A 16,826-nucleotide genomic window follows, 5' to 3' on the forward strand; every position below is an offset into this window, starting at 1 on the left:
GTCCCTCACGCACCCAGCTCCTTGTCCAGTTCGTCAATGATTTCTTCCGCCCGATTCGCGCCGAATTCGGCGAGGAATCCGTCCGTTCCGTTGCGTGTCGTGAACGGGGCATAGTCAAGGTCGGCGGTGTCGAAGCGTACACGCTTGATGGTCGCGCCGACGATGTGGTCGAGCCACCAGCGTTCGCGCGTACTGAAGCTGACGCCGGACTGCTCCTGGCGGGCAAGCCAAGCCACGTACCGTTCTCGTACAGCCTCTTCGTGGGGACGAGGAGCCGGGGCTCCGCGTTCCGCACCGCCGGCGAGTTCGTAGCGCAGCAGGGCGAGAAGGTCGGCCGCGGTGCGCTTGGCCCGCTTGCGCACCAGCGCCTGGCCGAGGTTCTCGTAGGCCTTCCAGAGGGTGTCGGGGGTCCAGGAACGCGGCGGCCGGGCGACGCTGCGGGCCACGTCCTGGAGGCGTCGTAGGGCAGCGGCTGGCGGGATGTCGGAGTCGGCGCCGAAGGCGATGGTCAAGGCCGCGATCTCGTCACGGTTGTCGTCGATGTACTGCTTCCAGCCGCGGACGGTGGCCTGCGCGCTCTCCTCGTCGTCGACGGCCGCGCCCGCCCGGACCAGCGTGTCACGGCTGTTCTCGTCGTACAGGATGTCCTTGGCGCGGCGCATCTCCAGGAGCCTGGCGCGCAGTACCGGTGCGGCGGCAAGTGGCTTCAGAGCACGTTCGATGAGGTCGCGGACCGCACGTTCGGGGTCGCGGCCGACGCGCTCGGCGGCCTCTCGGGCCTCCAGCTGGTCATCAGCCGAGACCGCTTTGACCATGCCGTGGACGATATCTTTCAGCGATACGCCACCGCTGATTCGTTCGATCTCGGCACGCTCCTCGCTCGTCATCTGAAGGTCGAGTTTGGCGAGGCGCGAGGCGAGCGTCGATACCTCTTCCTCTTCAATAGTGTGCGCGGCAGTCTTGCGGAGCAGCTTCTCCAAACTGATCTGCTTGTCGCTGTGGCGCTCCAGGGGCGCGGCGTCGACCTTCGGCTTTCGCGTGACTCCGACCGCGTCGACCATAACGAAGCGGGTCTTGGGGCCGACGCCGGGTGTCACGCGCTCGAATTCGGTTAGGGAAAGGGTGCGCGCACCCCGGCCCTTCATCTGCTCGAAATAGGCCCAGCTCTTGACGTCCCGCAGGAAGATCAGGCATTCGAGGGGCTTGACGTCCGTGCCCGTGGCGATCATGTCGACGGTGACCGCGATACGGAGCTGGGGAAGGTTTCGGAAGTCTGCGAGCCGTTCGGCCGGCTTCCGGGCCGCGTGCGTGATCTTGGTACAGAAGTCGTTGCCCTTGCCGAAGACGTCCCGGATGACTTCGACGATTTCCTCGGCGTGGTTGTCGTTCTTCGCGAAGACCAGGGTCTTGGGGACGTACATCTCGTCCCAGAGCAGTGCACCGGTGTCCCGGTCCCGCTTGGCGCGCTCCGGGAAGATCTCTGTAAAGAGACGGTCTCGAAAGGTCTGGATCACCGTGCGGAGCTGGTCCTTGCTGATGATGCCGACGCCGACCTCCTTCGCTCCGTACTCGATGTCCTCGGCGATGTCCTCGTAACGCTGACGGCGGGTGCGGCGGTCACGGACCGGGACCGTGCCCTGAGCAATGACCCCGCCTTCGCCTGTTATCCGCGTCTCGATCTCGTACACGGAGAAGTCGACGTTGACTCCGTCGGCGACGGCCTCCCGGTAGGTGTACTCGCTGACCAAGTTGCCGTTGAAGTATCCGAAGGTCTGGGCGACGGGGGTGGCGGTGAGACCGACGATCGGGGCATCGAAGTACTCCAGGACCGAGCGCCACTTGCCGTAGATGGAACGGTGGCACTCGTCGACGACGATCAAGTCGAAGGCTTCGGGAGGGATGGTGTCGTTGTAGCCGACCTCGATGTCTACAGGCACGTCGTACGGCAGATCGGCTTCGTCGCCCTCACCTTCAGGGGCCGAGTCGGGAAGGCTACGACCGGTGAGCTCCATGTAGAGGCGTTGGACAGTGGAGATGACGACCTTCGAGGAGGCGAGCATCCCCTCAGCACCCAGCCGCTGCACGTTGAAAAGGTCAGCGAACTTTCGATGGGTATCCGGTGTGGTGAAGTTTTCGAACTCTGCGAATGCCTGTGCGCCCAGGTTGTTGCGGTCGACGAGGAAGAGCACGCGTTCAGCTCTGGCGTGCTTGAGCATGCGATAGGAGAACGTGACGGCCGTGTACGTCTTGCCGGCGCCGGTGGCCATCTGGACGAGAGAGCGGGACTGCCCCATACCGTGCTGGCCCCTGCCAAGGGCAACCGAGTTTTCCACACCCTGGATGGCAGTGATCTGAGCCGGGCGCAGCGGGCGCTCGTCGAGTTCGGGCATCCGCAGCCGCAGCCTGGCCCGGTAGCTGGGGGCCTGCGGGTCCTCTTCGGCTTGGCGCATCCAGCGTGCCAGGGTGCGCGGCTGGTGGAAGGAGAAGATCCGACGGGTGCGGGAGTCGGGGTCGAGAGTGGAACGGAAGCGCGTCTCGCCGCCATCGCTCACGTACCGGAACGGCAGCGGTGTGCGCCAGGCCACCAGACGCTGCTGCGCGTCGGTGAGGTTGTCGGCATACCCATTGGCCTGGGCCTCTGCGGCTGAGAGGTCTGCGCCCTCTCGCTTGGCCTCGATGATGCCGACGAGCTTGGCCTCCACGTACAAGGCGTAGTCGGCGCGGCCACGTGCGGTGGTCACCTCGCGGACGGCGACTCCGCTGCCGCGCCGGTCGCCCTGGACGTGAAGGTTGAGGCCCGATACGGCGTCCTGGACGTCCCAGCCAGCCTGCCTCAGCATCTCGTCGAGCCTGTAGCGGACCTGGGCCTCGGTGAGGGGCTCTCGGGATGCCTGCTCTGCGTTGTCGAGGAGGCGAGCGCGCTCTGCGACTGCGGCGGAGGCAGCGGCCGGGCTAGTGACGTCGGAACGGTGCCGGTGAGCACGCTCCTGGTCGGCCGCCGTCTCGATAACCGCCAGCTGCGCCTGCATCGCGGCGACCTGGCGGGCCAGCTCCTCGCGCTCGGACTGAGCCTGGGCGAGCTCGCGCTCGGCCGCGGTGCGCGCAGCCTGTTCGGCCTGTGCGTGCGATGCCTGGTCCTGGTAGCTGAGCCGGGCCTCCTCGAGCGCTCTGCGGGCAGCGGCGACATCGTCCGCCAGGCGGGAGTTCCGAGCGGCTGGAGTTCGGTCCGGGCTCGGCGGTACGAAGGTGAGCTGCTCACGGGAACCCGTGAGCAGACGGTGATACCAGACACCGAGACGGAAACACGTGCGCAAGGCCCGGAAAGCATCTTCGGCGCTGTCGTGGTCCTTGTGGTTGGCGTCATTGCCGAGTGTGCGTACCTCGTGGAAGGCGCTACCAACGTCGCCGTGAAGATAGCCCTCCCGCTCCAGGGCCCTGAGTCGGTCGAACTGGGTACCACCCTCCGCCCGGACCCGGCCCCGACTTACCAGGTCCGTTGCCAGGGCTTCTCCGAACTGCCGCGACTTGATCAGCGAGGTGTTGGGATCGTCAAAAACGTGACTCTCGGCAGCGGCCCCATAGGCGACAAGGAGCGGAAGGGAGGGTAGGAGGAAACCAAAGTTCCTGGACTGCTGAGCAAGCCGTAGCAGCCTGGGGTCCGCCGTAGAACGGTCTGCGCCGCCTGCACTCATGTGGCCCTTCCGCCTTAGCAAGAGTCCCTGCCCGTTCATCCGGGCCTAGGGCATGATCACGCCTCCATCAGACGCGCGCGTGATCCCGTCGAGCCTAGCGGGGCTGATCCTCACACCGCCAAGGTTTCAGGTGACGCCGATCCATCACCGATTCCAGCCGGTTCGCGGCGCAACTCACCCGGGGCCAGCGGCCCGAGTTTTCTCGGTAAGCGCGACTTCGCCACCATGTGAAAGTCCGCACACTTCGCGTACGACTCGTCATGCTTCATCAGCCCCGATGGGAGCGTGGGTGTCCTGTGGACTGGAAATGCCGGTGATCAGCGCGACCGTCACCGACGGCGAGCCGAACGACACCGCCGCCCCGCGCACCGCGGTCGGCTTCTCCCGCGACGGCCGGCGGCTGCGGCTGGTGACCGTGGACAGGCGAGCGGTTCCGCGACCCGGTTGACCGCGAGGACGACCACAGGACGTGTTCCCGTCAGCTCGCCAAAAGGCAGTCAAGGTTAGACGTTCCCGCAGGTCAGGTCGATAAAATAGAAGACGGCCCGAGCCCCCGCACAGTGGGCTCGGGCCGTCGGCTCTTCGCGTACGGATCAGATGTCGAGGCCGGTGAGGACCAGGACCCGCTCGTACGTGTAGTCGTCCATGGCGTAGCGGACGCCCTCGCGGCCGACGCCGGACTGCTTGACGCCGCCGTAGGGCATCTGGTCGGCGCGGTAGGAGGGGGCGTCGCCGATGATCACGCCGCCGACCTCCAGCTCCCGGTGGGCGCGGAAGGCGATCTGGACGTCGCGGGTGAAGACGCCGGTCTGGAGGCCGAACTTGGAGTCGTTGACCTTGGCGAACGCCTCGTCGGTGCCCTCGACCCGGTGCAGGGTCAGGACGGGTCCGAAGACCTCCTCGCAGGCCAGCTTGACGCCGTCCGGGACCTCGGCGAGGACGGTGGGCTCGACGGTGGCCCCGTCGCGCTTGCCGCCGGTGAGGAGCTTGGCGCCGGCGGCGACGGCCTCGTCCACCCAGGACTCGACGCGCTTGGCGGCGTCCTCGGAGACCAGGGGGCCGACGTCGGTGGCGTCGTCGCCGGGGTCGCCGGTGACCTGGGCGCGGACCTTCTCGACGACCTTCTCGGCGAGCCGGTCGTAGACGGAGGCGTCCGCGATCACGCGCTGCACGGAGATGCAGGACTGGCCGGCCTGGTAGTTGGAGAAGGTGGCGATGCGGGTGGCGGCCCAGTCGAGGTCGGCCTCGGAGGCCCAGTCGGCGAGGACGACGGCGGCGGCGTTGCCGCCGAGCTCCAGGGTGCAGTGCTTGTGGGGCACGGACTGCTGGATGGCGTAGCCGACGGTGTCGGAGCCGGTGAAGGAGATGACCGGGAGGCGGTCGTCCTTGACCAGGGCCGGCATTTTGTCGTTGGCGACCGGGAGCACGGACCAAGAGCCGGCCGGCAGGTCGGTCTCGGCGAGCAGCTCGCCGAGGATCAGGCCGGACAGCGGGGTGGCGGGGGCCGGCTTGAGGATGATCGGGGCGCCGACGGCGATGGCCGGGGCGACCTTGTGGGCGCACAGGTTCAGCGGGAAGTTGAACGGGGCGATGCCGAGGACCGGGCCCTTGACGAAGCGGCGGGTCAGGGCGAGGCGCCCGGTGCCGCCGGCGTCGGTGTCCAGGCGCTGGGCCTCTCCGCCGTTGAAGCGGCGGGCCTCTTCGGCGGCGAAGCGGAACACGGACACGGCGCGGCCGACCTCGCCGCGGGCCCACTTGATGGGCTTGCCGTTCTCGGCGGAGATCAGCTGGGCGATCTCCTCGGTGCGCTCGGTGAGCCGCTTGGACACGTGGTCCAGGGCGGCGGCACGGACGTGGGCGGGGGTGGCGGAGAACTCCGCCGTCACGGCGTACGCCGCGGCCACGGCCTCCTCGACCTGGGCGTCGGTGGGCACGCTGACGGTGCCGACCTGACGGCCGTCCCACGGGTTGTGGACGTCGAAGCTGTCCTCGCCGGTGGCCTGGCGGCCGGCGAGCCAGAAGGCGTGGGTGGAAGTCATGCGGATCCCGGCCCTTCGGATCTGTGCGGTGAGTCTGTCCCCACCACGGTAGGGGCGCGGGCCGGATCTGGCGCTTGTCCGGTCTGGAGCAGCGTGGCGGGCGGCCGCGCCGCTTTGTCATGGTCCTCGGGGGCGGTCCGGCGGGGTAAGCGGGGCGGGGTGACCGGTGTGACCGGCATGACCGGTGTGGCCGGCATGACCGGCGTGACCGGGACGAGCGGAAGGCCGGGGTACCGGCCGGGTCCGGTCAGGCGGGGGTGCCGGTGGCCTTGAGGGCGAGCCAGAGTTCCATGCGGACGTCGGGGTCGTCGAGGGAGCGGCCGAGGATCTCCTCGACGCGGCGCATCCGGTAGCGAAGGGTGTGGCGGTGCACGCCGAGGTCGGCGGCGGCGGCGTCCCACTGGCCGTGCCGGGACAGCCAGGCCTGGAGGGAGGCGAGCAGGTCACCGCGGCCGGTGGCGTCGTGTTCGCGCAGGGCCCGCAGGGTGCCCTCGGCGAAGGCGCGGACGGCGTCGTCGGCGAGCAGGGGCAGCACGGAGCCGGCGGCCAGTTCCTCGTGCTCGACGAGGACGCGGCCGCGCCGGCGGGACACGGCGAGGGCCTGTTCGGCCTGGCGGAGGGCCTCCGCGGCGGCCTCGGGGAGGGCGGGGGCGGAGAGTCCGGCGTGCAGGGCGGGGGGCCGGCCGTCCGGGTCGGGGGCTTCGAGGGATTCGGCGTGGTCGGCGCAGGCCCGGACGGCGGCCCCGCCGTCGGGGGCGAGGACGACCAGCCGGCCGGCGTCCGGGTCGGGGACGGCGAGCACGGCTTCCCCGGCGCGCGAGGCGGCCGATTCCGCGGTCTCCGCGAGCAGGGCGAGGGCCTCGGGGACGGCGGATTCGGCGACGACCAGCCGGAAGGGCCGGTCGAGGAGTCCTTCGTGGAGGGCGGAGGCCACGGCGCGGGCGTGCGGGGCCTCCCCGGCGAGGAGCATCGTCAGGACGGCGGCGCCGAGCCGGGCCTCGGCGTCGTGCAGGGAGCGGGAGCGCTCGGTGGTGAGCGTCAGCAGGGCGACGGCCGAGTGGACGGCGTAGCGCTCGGCGGTACCGAGGGGGGCACCGGTGCCCACCGCGAGGGCGCCGCGGGCACGGCGGCCGGTGCCGAGGGACTGGAGTTCCACGCGGTCCTCGGAGCCGCCGACGACGGCGCTGGCGGGGGCGGGGCGTTCGCGAAGCCGCTCCACGTCGGCGGTGAGCCGGGCGGCCCGGCGGGCGGCCCAGTCGGGGGCGGCGGCGACCACGGCGCCGGAGGCGTCGTAGAGGGCGGCCCAGCCCTGGACGTGGGCGGCGAGCCGGGTGAGGAGCTCGGTGGGGCCGTCGGCGGAGAGCGCGGCCCGGGTGAGTTCCCGCTGGGCCTCGAAGCCGGCGGTGACGGCCCGGTACTGGTCGGCGGCGAGGGCCGCGGAGACTGCCTTGCTGATGGCGAGGAAGGGGGTGCGGCGGGGCACTTCCAGCAGGGGCAGGTCCTCGGCGCGGGCGGCGTCGAGGAGGGCCGCGGGGATCTCCTCGTAGTTGACGCCCACGGCGAAGCCGAGGCCGACGACCCCGGCGGCGGACAGCCTGCGGACGTACCGGCGCATCTCCTCGGGGTCCTCGGCGTCCAGTTTCATCGCCGTGATCAGGAGCAGTTCGCCGCCCTCCATGTAGGGGACGGGGTCGGCGAGCTCGCTGACGTGGGCCCACCGGACCGGGGTGTCGAGGCGGCCCTCCCCCGCGCGGACGCTGAGTCGGAGCGCCGAGTGCTGGACGAGCGAGGCGAGGGTGAGCGGCATCGGTACCGTGGGCTTTCGCAGGGGATTGCGCCGCGGCGTATGAACGGCGTCCTCCGATTCTGCCACCCCGGCAGGGTCGGCACCGCCGGACCGCGCGGGGCCCGGCGGGATCGGGGGCCGGCGCGGGGGCCGGAACGCGCCGGCCCGGTCAGCCGTCGAGGTCGACCAGCAGGGGGGTGGTGCGCTCGCCGCGGACGGTGGTCAGGGAGGCCACGGCGTGCCCGGGCGGGACCTGGTGGGCCAGCTCGGAGGCGGACCAGCGCTCCCGCTCCACCTGGCGGACGGTGACCGCGTCGGTGGTCACGGCCTTGCCGGTGACCAGCTTCCGGAAGGAGTTGACCATCCGGGTCAGGGGCTGGTCGGCGTAGACGGTGCGGTGGGTGACGTCCCGGGTCTCCACCCATTCGGTGCCCCAGGCCTCCGCGAACCGCTTGCCGTCCCAGGTGGTCACCCCGGAGAAGGCGACCCGGCAGCCCACGGCACCGAGCAGCGGGGTCCGCAGTTCCTCGGGCACGTCGTCCAGGGTGCGCAGGGAGAGCAGCACACCGGCGTGGGCGGAGCGCAGGTGCTGGATGCCGCGGACGGTCTCGGCGGTGAGGGTGTGGGCGGCGTCGTCCAGGAGCAGGCAGGCGAACAGGGAGCGGTCGGCGCGGGCGGCCGCGCCGGCGGTGAACTGGGCCAGGAGCAGCCGGGCCAGCAGGCGGGAGGCGGCGGCGTGGCCGCGTTCGGGGAGGTCGACGCGGACCCGCAGGGGGTGTTCCAGGGAGCGCAGGGAGAAGGGCCTGCCGGTGCCGGCGGTGTCGAAGAAGCCGGCGAAGGCGGGCCGGTCCAGGAGGGCGATCCGGTCGGCGAGCAGCGGCCCGGGGTCGCCGGGGGCCTGCTCCTGCCGGTCGCGCGCGTCGAGCTCGCGGAGCATGCCGTGGTGGCCGCCGGCCTCCAGGGCGGCCCGCAGTCCGGCGCGGGCGGCGGGGCCGCCGTCGAGGAGTTCGCGGAGTTCGGGGACCCCGGGGAAACGGCCGTGGGCGACCCGGAAGGGGCCGAGGAGCTGGGCGAGGGCGGTGGCGGCGCGGCGTCCGGTGTCCCCGGGGGCGTCGGCGGCGAGGCCCTCGGCGAGCAGGGCGGCGGCCTCGTCGGGGTCGGTGGTGCCGCCGTAGAGGTCGAGGTCGTACACGGAGGCCGGGTCGGCGATCTTGACGACCACGTCGTAGGACTCGTCGGGCCCCAGGGGCGCCCCGGCGGCGCCGACCACGACGACGGCGGCCTGACCGGCGAGGGCCTGGAGGGCGAGGGACTCGGCGACCGGGCGGACCAGCCGGCGGGTCTTGCCGGCGCCGGAGGGGCCGACGGCCAGCAGGGAGGTGCCGAGGACCTCCGGGTCGAGGGCGAATCCGGTGCCGCGGCGCGGGTACGGGGTCCGGTCCCCGCCGTCGACGGCGCCGAGCCGGACCTGACCGGTGGCGAGGTCGTGGCGGGCGGCCCGGACCGGCAGGTCGCGGTGGCGGGAGGGGTGCAGGCAGGCGGCGCCGCCCTGGGTGCGGACGGCCTCGGCGAAGGCGGGCAGCCGGGCCGGGTCGGCCTCCACGGAACGCCAGGCGCGGCGCAGTCGGGCGTAGTCGACGTCGTTGACCCGCCCGGCGGCGGTCTCGGCGGTCAGCACATCGGCCGCCTCACCGAGCCCGGCCGCCCGCAGCCCGGGCCACCGCGCGGGATCCTCGGCGGGGGCGTCGGGGGCGAGCGAGGGGGGCTCTGAAGTACCTGCCACGACCTTCCGCCCGGTCCAGCCCTTCCAGCCCTTCCAGCCCGCAACCCGGACGCACCACCAAAGCAGAGGCAAGTAGATGACCGTGTAGAGAAGTGGGACGACGACGGCGACGTACTCGCGCAACAGGTCGTAGGGCAGATGGCTGAACGCCAGGTCCTCGATGGTCAGCGTCTTGGTGCTGACCAGCAGGAACCCCGTCAGGGCCAAGGCGCCCGCCGCTACGGCGCGGGCCCCCGGTCCGCGGGCCGCCACCAGTCGGTCGAAGGCCAGGGGCCAGCTGCCGAGCCGGCCGAAGCCGTAGAGGAGCAGTCCGGTGAGGAGGAGCCGGTAGAACTCCAGGGCGGCGTTGCCGCGGTGGTCCACGGGACGGCCGAACTCCCACCAGTCCCGGGGCGTGAAGAGCTTGAGGAGCAGGTCCCAGTAGGGGATGTAGCCGTTGTCCAGGAGCGACCACACCAGGACGCAGGCCAGGAAGGAGATCAGGGCGCCGGTGGCCAGGGCGCGGTCCGGGGTGCGCTCCGGTTCGTCGGAGGAGCGGGGGACGTGCCCGTACCGCCAGATCCCGGGGGCGGCGGCGGGTCGGGCGGTGCGGATCCAGTCGACGGTGGGGCCGGCGCCCGGCCGGTGGGTGGGGGGCGGGGGCACCGGGGGCCGTCCGGCGGGGGCGGGGGGCGGTCCGGCCGGGCGGGGTACCCGCGCCCGGCGTGCCGCGTCGTGCGTGCCGTCGGTGTCCATGAACCCCTGCCCCCTGACCGTGTTCCCGTACTGCGCCGCTCAATCTAGTGGCAGGAGCCACAAGACACTCCCCCGTACCGCCTATGGCCGTCACGGACAAGGACACGCGGGCACCACTCCCTGATGGAGCATGCCCCGGCCCCCCTGCCGGGCCTAGCCTGCGGACGAAGACACCAGTGCGTCCGAAACACCCCCAGGAGCCCCCATGAGCGCTGTTCCGCAGGAGCGCAAGATCGTCACCGCGATCCCCGGCCCGAAGTCGCAGGAGCTGCAGGCCCGCCGTCTGAACACGGTGGCCGGCGGCGTGGGCTCCGTGCTGCCCGTGTTCACCGCCCGTGCGGACGGCGGCATCATCGAGGACATCGACGGCAACCGCCTCATCGACTTCGGTTCCGGCATCGCCGTGACCTCGGTGGGCGCCTCCGCCGAGGCCGTGGTGCGCCGCGCCTCCGCGCAGCTGGCGGACTTCACCCACACCTGCTTCATGGTCACCCCCTACGAGGGCTACGTGGAGGTCTGCGAGGCCCTGGCCGAGCTGACCCCGGGCGACCACGCCAAGAAGTCGGCGCTGTTCAACTCGGGCGCCGAGGCCGTGGAGAACGCCGTCAAGATCGCCCGTGCGTACACCAAGCGCCAGGCCGTCGTCGTCTTCGACCACGGCTACCACGGCCGTACCAACCTCACGATGGCGCTGACGGCGAAGAACATGCCGTACAAGCAGGGCTTCGGTCCGTTCGCCCCCGAGGTCTACCGCGTGCCGGTGGCCTACGGCTACCGCTGGCCCACCGGTGCCGAGAACTGCGGTCCCGAGGCCGCCGCCCAGGCGATCGACCAGATCACCAAGCAGATCGGCCCGGAGAACGTGGCCGCGATCATCATCGAGCCGGTGCTCGGCGAGGGCGGCTTCATCGAGCCCGCGAAGGGCTTCCTGCCGGCGATCGTGAAGTTCGCCAACGACAACGGCATCGTGTTCGTGGCGGACGAGATCCAGTCCGGCTTCTGCCGCACCGGCCAGTGGTTCGCCTGTGAGGACGAGGGCATCGTCCCGGACCTCATCACCACCGCCAAGGGCATCGCCGGCGGTCTGCCGCTCGCCGCCGTGACCGGCCGCGCCGAGATCATGGACGCCCCGCACGCGGGCGGCCTGGGCGGCACCTACGGCGGCAACCCGGTGGCCTGCGCCGGCGCGCTCGGCTCCATCGAGACCATGAAGGAGCTCGACCTCAACGCCAAGGCGAAGAAGATCGAGTCCGTCATGAAGGCCCGCCTGACGGCCATGCAGGAGAAGCACGAGATCATCGGCGACATCCGCGGTCGCGGCGCCATGATCGCCATCGAGCTGGTCAAGGACCCCGCGTCGAAGACCCCGTTCCCCGAGGCGGCCGCCGCGCTGGCCAAGTACTGCCACAACGAGGGCGTGCTCGTCCTCACCTGCGGCACCTACGGCAACGTGCTCCGCTTCCTGCCCCCGATCGTGATCGGCGAGGACCTCCTCAACGAAGGCCTGGACGTCATCGAGGCCGCTCTCGCGACCATCTGATCGAGGCTCGGGAACGGGTGTGCGGACGACCGTCGACCGGTACCGCCGGTAACCGGCGGGCGCTGTGAAGATGGTGTGGGGGGCCGATGGCGGGAGCGCGTTCCCGCTGTCGGCCCCCCTTCCGCTGCCGTACGGTTTCTGCAGATGAGTGAAACACCCCGTCCGCAGGGAACTGCTGACGAGACCGGTACCGGGCTTCCCCAGCCCCCTGCCGGGTGTGCGCCCGCGCACATTCCTCACCGATCGGATGGCCGCCCGCCCCACACCCCCCGGGGCCGGCGGCACCCCGGTCCGGGCGGCCGTCCCGGAACCATCCCCCCTGTTCCGGGACGGCCGGCCACTTCTCCCGCGGCCTTGACCGCGCCCCCTCCCCCGCCGTCCTCCCGCCTTCCGCGCGGGCCCCTGGTGACGGCCGCCCTCGCGCTGATGCTGTTCGTCCTGGCCGCCTGGCAGGTACGGGTCCGGGGTCCCCTGTTGTCACCCGACGAACGACTGAGCCGCGCCCTGGTGCGCACGGTCCCGGACGGCGTGACGGAGCGGTTGGCCGACCTGGGGAACATCCCGGTGGCCGTGCCCGTGCTCGCCCTGGCGATGGTCTGGACGGCCCGGCGCACGCGGCGGCTGCGGGAGCCGCTGGTGGCGGGGCTGGCGATGGCGCTGGTCCCCGCGGTGATCGTGCCGCTCAAGGCGTGGACGGCGCGGAACGGGCCGTTGGAGCCCTGGGCCGCCGGCTACTTCCCCTCGGGCCACACCGCCACCGCGACGGTGGCGTACGGGGCCGCGGCCCTGCTCCTCGCCCCGCTGTTCGGCGCGGGCCGGAGGTGGTGGTCGACGGCCGCCGCCGGTGTGCTCTCCCTGGCGACGGCCGTCGGTCTGGTGCTGCGCGGTTTCCACTGGCCCCTGGACGTGCTGGCCAGTTGGCTGCTGTGCGTGGTGCTGTTGTCGCCCTCCTGGCTGCTGTGCCGGGAGCGGCTGCGCGGAACGGGTTCGGTTACGGATTCGGCTACGGCTACGGCTCAGCCGAAGTAGGAGTCGAAGTTCTTCGAGAACTCCCAGCCGCCGAACCGGTCCCAGTTGATCGACCAGGTCATCAGCCCGCGCAGGGAGGGCCAGGTGCCGTGGGTCTGGTAGGTCCCGCAGTTCGTCTTCTTCGTCAGGCAGTCGAGGGCCTTGCGGACCTCGGCCGGTGAGGTGTGCCCGTTGCCGGCGTTGGTGGTGGCGGGCATGCCGATGGCCACCTGGTCGGCGCGCAGGGCGGGGAAGAAGCGGGTGGCGTCGCCCGCCACGGGGAAGCCGGTGAGCAGCATGTCGGTCATGGCGATGTGGAAGTCGGCGCCGCCCATGGAGTGGTACTGGTTGTCCAGGCCCATGATCGGGCCGGAGTTGTAGTCCTGGACGTGCAGCAGGGTGAGGTCGTTGCGGAGGGCGTGGATCACGGGCAGGTAGGCCCCGGCCCGCGGGTCCTGGCCGCCCCAGGGGCCGGATCCGTAGAACTGGTATCCGAGCTGCACGAAGAAGGTCTCGGGGGCCATGGTGAGGACGAAGCCGGGTCCGTAGCGGGCCTTGAGGGTCTTCAGGGCGGAGATCAGGTTGACGATCACCGGGGTGGTCGGGTTGCGGAAGTCGGTGTCCCCGGTGGCCAGGGACAGGGAGTGGCCCTCGAAGTCGATGTCGAGGCCGTTGAGTCCGTACTCGTCGATGATCTTCGAGACGGAGGTGACGAAGGCGTCGCGGGCGGCGATGGTGCCGAGCTGGACCTGGCCGTTCTGGCCGCCGATGGAGATCAGGACCTTCTTGCCGGCGGCCTGCTTGGCCTTGATGGCGGCCTTGAACTCGGCGGGGGTCTCCACGCCGGGGCACTCGGCGACCGGGCAGAGGCTGAAGCGGATGTCACCGGAGGTGACGGAGGTCGGCTCGCCGAAGGCCAGGTTGATCACGTCCCAGGAGGCGGGTACGTCGGCCATGCGGAGGTAGCCGGAGCCGTTGGCGAAGCTGGAGTGGAGGTAGCCGACCAGGGCGTGCGGGGGCAGGCCGGTGCCGGGGTCCCCGGGGTCGGTGGGCCCGGTCACGAGGGCGACGGCGGCGCTGCGGGGCGATTCCCCGGCCGCGTTGACCGCGCTGACCTGGAAGGAGTACGGGGTGGAGGGGACCAGCCCGGTGAGGGTGGCGGAGGTCGTGGTGGGGCTGAGGACCTGGGTGCCGTCGCGGTAGATCCGGTAGCCGGTGGCGCCGGCGACCGGGGACCAGCTCAGGGCGGCGGAGGTGGAGGTGACGGTGCCGGCGGCGAGCCCGGTGGGGGCGGCGGGCAGCTGGGGTCCGCCGGTGCCCGGGTCGGGGCCGATCAGGCTGAGGTCGTCGGTGTAGTGGGCGGGCTGCCCGTACCAGCCGTGGGTGTACACGGTCACGGAGGTGGTGTTCGGGCCGGTGCGGAAGGTGGTGGAGAGCTTCTGCCAGGCGCCGGGGGTCTGGGTCCAGGTGGAGACGTCGGTGGTGCCGGTGCCGGAGGCTCCGAGGTAGACGTAGCCGCCCTGCACCCAGGCGGCCAGGGTGTAGGAGGAGTCGGGCTTCACCTGGACGGTCTGGCTGCACTTGGCGTGGTCCTGGCCGGCCGGGGTGGCCTTCAGGGCGGAGCTGCCGCCGTGCACGGGCGAGCCGGTGACGGCACCGCTGCCCGAGCTGCAGGACCAGCCGTCGAGTCCGGCCTCGAAGCCGCCGTTGCGGGCGAGGTCGGCGTCGGCCGCGGCGGCCGGCGGGCCCGCCGTGAGCAGGCCGGCTCCGGCCAGCAGGGCGGCCGTCAGCCAGGACAGCAGCCGTGCGGGGGTGCGGGTGGGGATGGGGCGCTGCACAACTTCCTCCGTTGCATGGGGGATGGAGAGGCGACGCGTCGCACGAAAGATGGTCCAGACCAATCGCGCTGTCAAGACCCCGCGCAACGACCGCCCGCCCCGACGGGCCCCGGCCCGGCTCCGCTCAGCCCGCCCCCGCCACCCGGGCCACCGCCTCGTGCATGGCCAGTTCCAGTACCACCGGGTCCGTGAGCAGGCCCGATCCGTCCGGCGGCACCACCCAGTGCATGCCCCCGGTGTCCCGGCCGGGGTGCGGCACCACGATCCAGGTGCCGCCGCCCGCGCCCCGCACTCCGGTGCCGACCCAGCGGGCCGCGGTGCCGGGCGGTACGAAGAACCCGAGCCGCTCCTCCCCGAAGTCGGCGAGCACCGGTCCGGGTCTCGGGGCCAGCAGGTCCATCACCTCCAGCGCCGGCCGGCCCAGGTCCCCGGGCAGGATCAGCACGTCCCAGCGGCGGCCCGCGGGCAGCAGCACCACCCCGAGCGGATTGCGCTCCCATTCCCAGCGGCAGGCGTCCGGATCCGGCGCCACCTGCGCCAGCCAGTCCACCGCGGCCTTGACCCCCGAGCCGTACATCCCGTCTCTCCTCCGCTTCCCGTCGACGAAGTGCTTCCGGGGGAGGAGAGCGCCCGGACGCGCCGCGATGACGCGGATCCGGCGGACCGATCGGAGTGGTGGGGGGCATTTCACGCGAAAGGGTGTGCGCCCCCGTCGTCCGGGGGCGCACACCCTCAGGTGGCGCTGCCGTGCTGTCGCGGGGCCCGAGGGCCCGGGGGTCAGCTGTCGAAGCCCAGCCCGAAGCGGTCCAGGGTCTTCAGCCAGAGGTTGCGGCGGCCGCCGCGGGTGTCGGCCCGGGCCAGCGACCACTTGGTCAGGGCGATGCCGGTCCAGGCCAGCGGCTCCGGCGGGAAGGGCATCGGCTTGGACTTCACCATCTCCAGCTCGGTCCGTTCGGTGCGGACCCCGCTCAGCAGGTCCAGCATCACGTCGGCGCCGAAGCGGGTGGCGCCCACGCCGAGACCCGTGTACCCGGCGGCGTAGGCCACCTTGCCGGAGTGCGCGGTGCCGAAGAAGGCCGAGAACCGGGAGCAGGTGTCGATGGCCCCGCCCCAGGCGTGGCTGAAGCGGATCCCTTCGAGCTGCGGGAAGCAGGTGAAGAAGTGCCGGGCCAACTTCAGGTAGGTCTCGGGGCGGTGGTCGTACTCGGAGTCGAGCTTGCCCCGGTAGGGGTAGATGGCGTCGTAGCCGCCCCACAGGATCCGGTGGTCGGGGGTGATCCGGAAGTAGTGGAACTGGTTGGCGCTGTCGCCGAGCCCCTGCCGCTTGCCCCAGCCGATGGCCGCGCGCTGCTCGGGGGTGAGCGGCTCGGTCATCAGGGCGTAGTCGTAGACGGGCACGGTCAGCGGGCGGATCCGCTTGACCAGGGAGGGGAAGATGTTGGTGCCGAGCGCCACCCGGCGGGCGAAGACCCGGCCGTAGGGGGTCTTCACGGCCATGCCTGCCCCGGAGGCGCCCATCTTCAGGCCGCGGGTGTTCTCGTAGATCCGCACGCCCAGGTCCAGACAGGCCTGCTTGAGGCCCCAGGCGAGACGGGCGGGGTTGAGCATGGCCACCCCGTCCTTGTCCCAGAGGCCGCCCAGGAAGGTGGGCGAGTCGACCTCGGCGCGCAGGGCCTCCCGGTCGAGGAGGACGGAGCCGCCGAAGCCGAGCTTCTCGGCCTCCTCGTGGAGCTCGCGGAGCTCCTCCATCTGGTGGGGTTCGGTGGCCACGTCGATCTCGCCGGTCCGCTCGAAATCGCAGTCGATCCCGTAGCGGGCCACGGCCTCCTCGATGGCGTCGAGGTTCTGCGCGCCGAGCTCTTCCAGGCGGGCCAGTTCCTTCGGCCAGCGGGCCAGGCCGTTGGCGAAGCCGTGGGTGAGGGAGGCCGCGCAGAAGCCGCCGTTGCGTCCGGAGGCGGCCCAGCCCGCCTCCTTGCTCTCGATGAGGACCACGTCCCGGCCGGGGTCCCGCTCCTTGGCCAGCAGGGCGGTCCACAGACCGCTGTAGCCGCCGCCGATGACCAGCAGGTCGCAGTGCTCGTCGCTGGTCAGGGCGGGCTGCGGGGCGGGCTTGCCGGGGTCGTCGAGCCAGTACGAGACCGGCAGCGCTTCGGAAAGGGATCGTGTGACACTTCGCATGGCGACTGGGGCCATGGCTTCCAACTCCCTACAGAGTTTCTCGGGTCTTTCACGGGCATTCTGCCCGTTACCCTCCGGAAGGTCCGGGGGAGCGCGCTTGCCCTGGGTCGTGTTTTTTGGATCTTGCCGGTGAGGCCCGCGGCGTCTGGTGCCACTGCACTCGCTGCGCTCGCTCCGTCTCGGCTCTTTGATCTCTCCTTCGGAGGCCGAGCGCCTCGCAAGGCGCC

The 16,826-nt window shown here is 71.6% G+C and carries 10 protein-coding genes; 3 read left to right on the forward strand and 7 right to left on the reverse strand.

The genetic code is table 11. The annotated features are described in order from the left end of the window. Positions 1–5: 5 nt before the first annotated feature. Entirely contained in the window at positions 6–3,692 is a 3,687-nt protein-coding gene (locus ABTZ17_RS22410; RefSeq protein ID WP_352197455.1) for a DEAD/DEAH box helicase family protein, read from the reverse strand. A 307-nt stretch (positions 3,693–3,999) separates the two neighbouring features. Here ABTZ17_RS22410 and ABTZ17_RS22415 point away from each other — a divergent pair, with 307 nt between their 5' ends. Beyond that, complete coding sequence (locus ABTZ17_RS22415) at positions 4,000–4,140, forward strand: hypothetical protein (protein ID WP_352197456.1); 141 nt, start codon at positions 4,000–4,002, stop codon at positions 4,138–4,140. A gap of 145 nt (positions 4,141–4,285) precedes the next feature. Here ABTZ17_RS22415 and ABTZ17_RS22420 read toward each other — a convergent pair whose 3' ends face one another. The 3 genes from ABTZ17_RS22420 to ABTZ17_RS22430 all read right to left on the reverse strand — a co-directional run bounded on the left by ABTZ17_RS22420 (position 4,286) and on the right by ABTZ17_RS22430 (position 10,035). Then, the gene (locus ABTZ17_RS22420; RefSeq protein WP_352197457.1) at positions 4,286–5,731 is read right to left on the reverse strand and encodes an aldehyde dehydrogenase family protein; all 1,446 of its coding nucleotides are present in this window, start codon (positions 5,729–5,731) and stop codon (positions 4,286–4,288) included. A gap of 247 nt (positions 5,732–5,978) precedes the next feature. Next, a complete protein-coding gene (locus ABTZ17_RS22425) occupies positions 5,979–7,538 on the reverse strand; it encodes a PucR family transcriptional regulator (protein ID WP_352197458.1) in 1,560 nt (519 codons plus the stop codon). A 148-nt stretch (positions 7,539–7,686) separates the two neighbouring features. Continuing rightward, the gene (locus tag ABTZ17_RS22430; protein ID WP_352197459.1) at positions 7,687–10,035 is read right to left on the reverse strand and encodes an ATP/GTP-binding protein; all 2,349 of its coding nucleotides are present in this window, start codon (positions 10,033–10,035) and stop codon (positions 7,687–7,689) included. A 205-nt stretch (positions 10,036–10,240) separates the two neighbouring features. Here ABTZ17_RS22430 and gabT point away from each other — a divergent pair, with 205 nt between their 5' ends. Together gabT and ABTZ17_RS22440 are read left to right on the forward strand one after the other, a co-directional pair. Next, complete coding sequence (gene gabT / locus ABTZ17_RS22435) at positions 10,241–11,575, forward strand: 4-aminobutyrate--2-oxoglutarate transaminase (RefSeq protein ID WP_352197460.1); 1,335 nt, start codon at positions 10,241–10,243, stop codon at positions 11,573–11,575. Positions 11,576–11,980: 405 nt separating this feature from the next. Then, positions 11,981–12,604, forward strand: a complete 624-nt coding sequence (locus ABTZ17_RS22440) for a phosphatase PAP2 family protein (protein WP_352197461.1) — start codon at positions 11,981–11,983, stop codon at positions 12,602–12,604. Here ABTZ17_RS22440 and ABTZ17_RS22445 read toward each other — a convergent pair. The 3 genes from ABTZ17_RS22445 to ABTZ17_RS22455 form a co-directional block, all read right to left on the reverse strand. After that, positions 12,592–14,421, reverse strand: coding sequence for a chitinase (locus ABTZ17_RS22445; RefSeq protein ID WP_352197462.1), 1,830 nt, complete (start codon positions 14,419–14,421; stop codon positions 12,592–12,594). The genes ABTZ17_RS22440 and ABTZ17_RS22445 overlap by 13 nt on opposite strands. Positions 14,422–14,545: 124 nt before the next feature. After that, complete coding sequence (locus ABTZ17_RS22450; RefSeq protein ID WP_352197463.1) at positions 14,546–14,998, reverse strand: hypothetical protein; 453 nt, start codon at positions 14,996–14,998, stop codon at positions 14,546–14,548. A 200-nt stretch (positions 14,999–15,198) separates the two neighbouring features. Then, a complete protein-coding gene (locus ABTZ17_RS22455) occupies positions 15,199–16,614 on the reverse strand; it encodes an NAD(P)/FAD-dependent oxidoreductase (RefSeq protein WP_352197464.1) in 1,416 nt (471 codons plus the stop codon). Positions 16,615–16,826 lie beyond the last annotated feature (212 nt).

Source organism: Streptomyces sp. NPDC097619 (assembly GCF_040302735.1).
Lineage (GTDB): Bacteria > Actinomycetota > Actinomycetes > Streptomycetales > Streptomycetaceae > Streptomyces.

What these genes read in the sequence shown, in the direction of transcription:
- gabT (WP_352197460.1), top strand. Translation starts at nt 10,241, where the DNA reads ATGAGCGCTGTTCCGCAGGAGCGCAAGATCGTCACCGCGATCCCCGGC.
- ABTZ17_RS22425 (WP_352197458.1), bottom strand. Translation starts at nt 7,538, where the DNA reads ATGCCGCTCACCCTCGCCTCGCTCGTCCAGCACTCGGCGCTCCGACTC.
- ABTZ17_RS22430 (WP_352197459.1), bottom strand. Translation starts at nt 10,035, where the DNA reads ATGGACACCGACGGCACGCACGACGCGGCACGCCGGGCGCGGGTACCC.
- ABTZ17_RS22450 (WP_352197463.1), bottom strand. Translation starts at nt 14,998, where the DNA reads ATGTACGGCTCGGGGGTCAAGGCCGCGGTGGACTGGCTGGCGCAGGTG.
- ABTZ17_RS22420 (WP_352197457.1), bottom strand. Translation starts at nt 5,731, where the DNA reads ATGACTTCCACCCACGCCTTCTGGCTCGCCGGCCGCCAGGCCACCGGC.
- ABTZ17_RS22455 (WP_352197464.1), bottom strand. Translation starts at nt 16,614, where the DNA reads ATGGCCCCAGTCGCCATGCGAAGTGTCACACGATCCCTTTCCGAAGCG.
- ABTZ17_RS22410 (WP_352197455.1), bottom strand. Translation starts at nt 3,692, where the DNA reads ATGAGTGCAGGCGGCGCAGACCGTTCTACGGCGGACCCCAGGCTGCTA.
- ABTZ17_RS22415 (WP_352197456.1), top strand. Translation starts at nt 4,000, where the DNA reads ATGCCGGTGATCAGCGCGACCGTCACCGACGGCGAGCCGAACGACACC.